Source organism: Clostridium sp. (assembly GCF_051654825.1).
Classification (GTDB): domain Bacteria; phylum Bacillota; class Clostridia; order Clostridiales; family Clostridiaceae; genus Clostridium.
Window position 1 is genome coordinate 1 of the sequence record NZ_JBOFYU010000080.1, and the last position, 4462, is coordinate 4462.

The 4462-nt window shown below is 29.3% G+C and carries 2 protein-coding genes and 2 tRNA genes; all 4 read left to right on the forward strand.

The features are described 5' to 3' along the window. The first annotated feature begins 301 nt into the window (after positions 1–301). The 4 genes from ACRDBA_RS04850 to ACRDBA_RS04865 all read left to right on the forward strand — a co-directional run bounded on the left by ACRDBA_RS04850 (position 302) and on the right by ACRDBA_RS04865 (position 4407). Positions 302–1525, forward strand: a complete 1224-nt coding sequence (locus tag ACRDBA_RS04850) for a discoidin domain-containing protein (protein ID WP_438571795.1) — start codon at positions 302–304, stop codon at positions 1523–1525. Positions 1526–1553: 28 nt separating this feature from the next. Next, positions 1554–4142 (forward strand): GDSL-type esterase/lipase family protein, encoded by a 2589-nt coding sequence (locus tag ACRDBA_RS04855; RefSeq protein WP_438571796.1) that lies wholly within the window; start codon positions 1554–1556, stop codon positions 4140–4142. Between the two features lie 101 nt (positions 4143–4243). Beyond that, a tRNA-Gly gene (locus tag ACRDBA_RS04860) sits at positions 4244–4317 on the forward strand. Positions 4318–4333: 16 nt separating this feature from the next. Beyond that, positions 4334–4407 (forward strand) — tRNA-Gly (locus ACRDBA_RS04865). Positions 4408–4462 lie beyond the last annotated feature (55 nt).

Consider the following 4462-nt stretch of genomic DNA (forward strand, 5'->3'; position numbering starts at 1 on the left):
GAATCACTAGGATTTGTTAATCTAACACAAACATATCAAATGATGCATTAAATTCTAATGAACCGCCGTATACCGAACGGTACGTACGGTGGTGTGAGAGGTCGGTAGATAAAATAATTATCTACCTCCTACTCGATTAGAAAATAAATAGGTAATTTAAAATAGTGAAAATTATTATATAAAAATATTTGAAAAAATGAAAACAATATGAAATAATTTACTTATATGTAAACTATTTCAAATATTAAAAATTATTTTAATTTTAGTTTATATAAAAAAATATATACGTAGGGGGATTTAAATGAAGAAAAAAATTATTTTAGCAAGGATTTCTTTTTTATCTATGACTATAGCATTTAGTAATTTAGGTAATGTAAATGTATTTGCTAGCGAGGTAGGTAGTGCTTTAATTCCACAATCACAAATGAAGATAACAGCAAGTAGTGAGCATCCTAATATAGGAACAGAGGGGTTAGCTACATTTGCTATAGATGGAAATGAAAGGACTATATGGCATACTAAATGGTCTGGAGTTCCAGATAAAGTGCCCCAATCTTTAACATTAGATTTGGGGGGGAGTTATGTTATAAATAAGTTTACCTATTTACCAAGACAAGATGGTGCTAATAATGGAACAATAACAAAGTATCAAATTCAAGTTAGTACTGATGGTATAGAGTTTAAAACAGTTAAAACAGGAAGTTTAAGAAGTGATGCAATACTAAAGGTTATAAATTTTGAGGATGTACAAGCAACCCATGTTAGATTTGTAGTTCTTGAAGGTGTAAATAACCTTGGATCTGCTGCTGAAATAAACGTGTACAAAAGTGTAAAACAAGAGGATGAAGAAATAGGAAGCTTAAAAATAAGTGGAAAGGATTCAGTAAAGATTCAAGAGGATATAAGCTTATCATTAGGTTTATATGAAATGGCTAAAGAAATAAGCCTATTTGGAGGAACTCTAAAAGTTAATTTTGATTCAGAAATATTTGATTTAGTAAAGGTTGAAAGCTTAAAAGAAGAAATAATGGTTGACGGTATATCTAAAAAGAATGGAGAAGTAGAAATACTTATAGCATCTTTAGATGGAAGTGATTTGCCTTTAAATGAAGATTTTATAAACATAGTATTAAAGTCAAAAAAAGTTAGTGAAAAATCTGATATTTCTTTAGGCTTTGGTGAGTTTGGAGATTCAAAAGGAAATTTATATAATGTAAAAATGCAGGAAAAATCTATAAAGGTTTATGATGAAGAAGCAGGAAGTGTTCTAAATAAGGTAACTAATTTAAAGGCTTTAGAGGTAGATAAGGAGTCTATTAAATTATCATGGAATTATGAAAATACCTTAGATAATAAGGAGTTTATTATTTATAAAGATGGTAAGGAAATTTCAAAAACTAAGGACTTATCTTATAAAATTAATGATTTAAAAAGTAATACAATATATGGATTTAAAGTAGTGGTGGTAGATAATAATGGATATAAATCTAAGCCAGTATCAATAAATATTAGAACAGCAAAATAATAAAGATTAATATTTGGGGGGTATAAAAATGAAAAAGAATTTAATAGCAGTATTAATGGCTAGTGTTATTATCTCTACATGTTTTCAAAGTAATATAAATGCTAGAACTAATATAGATTCAAATAATTTAAATAGCACTGAAGTAGAAAGTTTTAACAGTACAAGCTATGAAAATAGTATATCTAATGAAAAGGATTTTGTAGAAAAGTATTCTAAAAATAAGGAACTTGATGATTATAAAAAGGCAGTAGAGTTAATTCAGGGGGATAAAGGCTTTAATATGGTTTTTGCTGGAGATAGTATTACACATGGATTAGTTCATACAAATAATTATAGAAGTTACTCAGAGCATTTTAATGAAAGGCTTAGAGGAGAAAATATAAATAGAAATATAGTAAGTGAAAAATTCGTAATTAATACAGGTAATTCAGCTTGCACAACTAGAGAGGTATTAAATGGATTTGATACATGGATAGGGCTTTATAATCCTGAAATAGTATCTTTAATGATAGGAATGAACGATTGTGCTACAGATACAAATATAACAATTGAACAATATGAATCTAATTTAAGAGAAATAGTTAGGAAAATAAGAGATATTGGAGCCGTACCAATTTTACAAACTCCAAACTATGTATTGCCAGCACCTAGTTGGACTAGTAGTGGACAAAGAAGAGATAGGTTAAATGAATATTTAGATGTAGCGAGAAAGGTTGCAACTGAAGAAAAAATAATAGTTATAGATCATTATAAGTATTGGGAAGAAAGAGAAAAAAGTAGTGGGGACGTAAGTAATAGATGGTTTAATGACTGGATTCATCCAAATCAAGTAGGGCATTTAGAAATGGCTAGGCTTATGTTTGAGGAATTAGGACTTAATACGGAAGATAGTTATACAGCAAATTTATCATATCCAATAAAGGTAGAAGGGGATAATGGGAGATATATTGAAAAATCTGCTTATTACCCAGATTATAAGGGATTAGATAATAAAGAACCAAAGGTAAGTTATAAGGTTAATAGGCAGTTTATTGGTAGTGATTATATTGATAAAACAGATGATATTAATAGTATAAAGGATTTATCAACAGGAACTATAGTAGCAAGATTTAATGTAGAAAATCCAAGAGCAGCTCAAACCATATTTAGTATGACAGATTCAAAGGATGCAGATAGTGGGGTAACCTTAGCTATAAATGAAAATGGGAAAATACATTTTTCAGTAAGAAATAATGGTTCAATAAAAGTTAATATTAATACGAATTCACAAGGATATAATGATGGTAATTGGCATACTTTAGCTGTTAATGTTTTAGAAGACAAAATAGTTATTTATGTAGACGGAATTAAGATTCACACTGAAAATATAAGTGGATTCTTTAGTGATGTAGAAACACCAGATTCAGTAAATATAGGTAGAAATAAAAATAACCAAGAACTAGGAAAATGGAATTATTATGGAGCATTATCTTATATAGATATTTATGATAAGCCTCTTGAGGTATATGAAATAATAGAAATTTTAACTGAAAATCAAGTCCAAAATACAGATTCAATAGCTGGAATATTTTCAGGGGGAGAAGGGAAGAGAACTGTATTTGTAGGCGATGAGTCAACAGCGGGAAAGGTTACTACTTATGGATATAGAAATTATGTTGAATATCTAGAAGAAAGAATTAGAGCTGACTATGGATATGGTTTTGAAGGAAGGACAAAATACTTTATTAATTCAGGTGTAAATGGATCAACTACTACAGATATTTTAAATAATTTTGATAGATGGGTAAAGCTTCATGGACCTAAGGCTGTTTTTTTAATGGTTGGAGGAAATGAAAATATATCCCCAGAGGATTTTGAAGTTAATCTTAACTTATTAGCAGATAAAATTGAAGAAATAGGAGCATTACCTGTTATGCAAACTCCTACAATTAAAGAAAATAATATAGAAGAGTATGTGAATATAGTAAGAAAAGTAGGAGCAGAAAGAGGGTTTGCCGTAATAGATCATTATGATTATTGGAATAAACTAAGTGAAAACCAAGATTACTTAGTTCAATCTTGGATGAGTGAGGATTATGTTCCAAATCATAGAGGTAATTTAGAAATTGCTAGAAAGATTTTAAAGGATATTGGATTATATAGTGGTTCAAGCTTAATAGGTAGATTTAACATTAGTAATCCAGGTGATAATCTGGATGAGTTAAAAGTAGAGTTAAATAATTTAGTTAATGAAACAAAGGAACATTTAAATACAATAAATGAAGGATATATGCCAGGTGATTATCTGCCAGGTGGAAAGGACAAGGTATTAAGAGAGCTTAAGACTGCAGAATCAGAATTAGCTTTAAATAGTAGCATAGCTAATATAACAAAGATAATTACTAATATTAATGAAAGCTTAAATGAGCTTAATGGCAGTGTAATTACAACTGAATTAGGTGATGTAAATAGGGACGGAAAAATAGACACAAAGGATATTTCATTAGTTTCATCTAATATAGGCAAAAATATAGAATCATCAGATTGGAATATAGCAAAGCAGTATGATTTAAATGAAGATGGTAAAGTAGATAAAGATGATGTTTTTATTATAAGAGATATAATATTTAATAGATAGATTTAGTAAGATAATATACTCTGCTATAAAAAGTAGCAGAGTATATAAAAAAATGTTGACAGGCTATATATTATGGAATATAATAAATTCGTAAATTGCTTGCGGGTATCGTATATCGGTAATACTCCAGCCTTCCAAGCTGAAAAGGTGGGTTCGATTCCCACTACCCGCTCCATTAAAACATAAAATATGCAGGTATCGTATATCGGTAATACTCCAGCCTTCCAAGCTGGAAAGGTGGGTTCGATTCCCACTACCCGCTCCACAAAAACGTTGAAAAAAATCTTGACATTTAAGTTTACTTAAGTTAAAATAAATAA

Bases quoted from the DNA above. Each gene is read 5' to 3' on its own strand.
- ACRDBA_RS04855 (WP_438571796.1), top strand. From the start codon at position 1,554: ATGAAAAAGAATTTAATAGCAGTATTAATGGCTAGTGTTATTATCTCT.
- ACRDBA_RS04850 (WP_438571795.1), top strand. From the start codon at position 302: ATGAAGAAAAAAATTATTTTAGCAAGGATTTCTTTTTTATCTATGACT.